At 60.8% G+C, this 1,486-nt stretch carries 1 protein-coding gene; it reads left to right on the top strand.

Annotated features, from left to right (window positions below; translation table 11 throughout):
- A partial coding sequence (locus tag BGC09_RS21965; protein WP_069806335.1) for a pyridoxal phosphate-dependent aminotransferase occupies positions 1–1,209 on the top strand: 1,209 nt, incomplete at its 5' end.
- Positions 1,210–1,486: the final 277 nt, after the last annotated feature.

Consider the following 1,486-nt stretch of genomic DNA (forward strand, 5'->3'; position numbering starts at 1 on the left):
ATTGTGGAGTGTGAGGGAGAGCCTGGGGGACCAGGTGACTACCGCACGCTCGCTGATGAGCTGGGTATCGCTCTCCCTGGTGAGCATCTCAATGGCTATACGGCCAGCGGCCAGGTTTACCTGTGGCTGCGCGACCAGATGCTCAACTACGAACGCCTGCTTCTGGACCAGAAGATCGATCTGCGTATCTACGATATTGTTGGCACTGGCAATCCTGTGCTGCGTGACTGGCTTGCCGCCAACTGGCAAGAGCAATGGGGCCTGACAGTCAGAGGTGAGCAGGTCTATCTGAGCCTGGGGGCAATGGATGGGATCGATAAGGCCTTGCGCGGCTTCCGCCAGATGTGCGACGAACAGGGAATCAAGGAAAGAGCGGTACTCTTCCCGGCCCCCGGCTTCGGGGTGCCCGAGGCTCAGGCCAGAGCCTACGGCTATCGCCTGCATCGCGTCAGCACACGGCCCGAGCATCGCTTCAAACTGACCGCCGAGGAGCTGGAGCAGGCTCTGCAAGAGGCGCCCGATATCCTCCTGATCTATCTGACGGTGACGAATAATCCTACTACCTTTGCCTTTACTCCTCAAGAACTGCTCGCTCTGCATGCTGTCGTCCGGCGCCAGCGCGAGGCTGGGCGTCAGCTCTTCTTCCTGGCCGATCTGGCATACGTGGGCACTGGGCCGCTGGAGGACGATCGAGCGCGCATGGCCACTTTTGCTGATCCCGCTCACCTGGAGCAGACTATCTTTGTCAGTAGCCTCTCGAAAACACTCTCACTGACGGGCGATCGCTTCGGCTGGGTGACTATTGGAGACGCTCGTCTGGCCCCGGCCCTGGCCCCCGGCTGGTCGAATAGTATGGCTTCACTGCCTGCGGAGTGGCAGCTGCGTTTCATGGCCTATCTCCAGTTGTTACGCGAGCGGCCCTCTCTCATCGAGAAGCTACGCGATCTCTATCGTCTGCGTCGCCGTCGCTTTATCGCCCAGCTACAGCGGCTTGATCAGGAGCTGCAGCTCTTCGCAGAGATCTATCTGGATGACGATGCTACTGTCTATAACTGGAGCAGGCTGCGCCCTGGCGAAGATGCCTTCTCGCTCTTTGAGAAAACCGGCATCGCTGGGGTGCCAGGCTCCGGCTTCGGTTATACCGATGAGTATGTGCGCTTCTCTGTCGGAGTGATTCCTGTCCCTGATGCTACGACCTCGCGACGCTAGCAGGGAGAGGGCGGAGGCGCAGGCAGGTCCAGGGGGCCGGGCCCAGAAAGAGAGGATGCGCCCGGCCTCGGCACAGTGAGCGGTTCCCTCTTTCTGGACTTGGCTCATGGGCAGAAGACAGCTCTTGAGGCCGAGGGTTTTCTGCGTGGCTGAACCTTTGCCGGGAGATAGGGCGAGTGAGCGCCCGCCGGCGTGCCTGCTGCTTGACCCTCACTGGAACTGGTGATACTCTTTTAGCTGAGTGTGGGCGCCCGCGGGACGCTTCCGCGGCGCCAGT

The sequence above is a fragment of the Thermogemmatispora onikobensis genome (assembly GCF_001748285.1).
Classification (GTDB): domain Bacteria; phylum Chloroflexota; class Ktedonobacteria; order Ktedonobacterales; family Ktedonobacteraceae; genus Thermogemmatispora; species Thermogemmatispora onikobensis.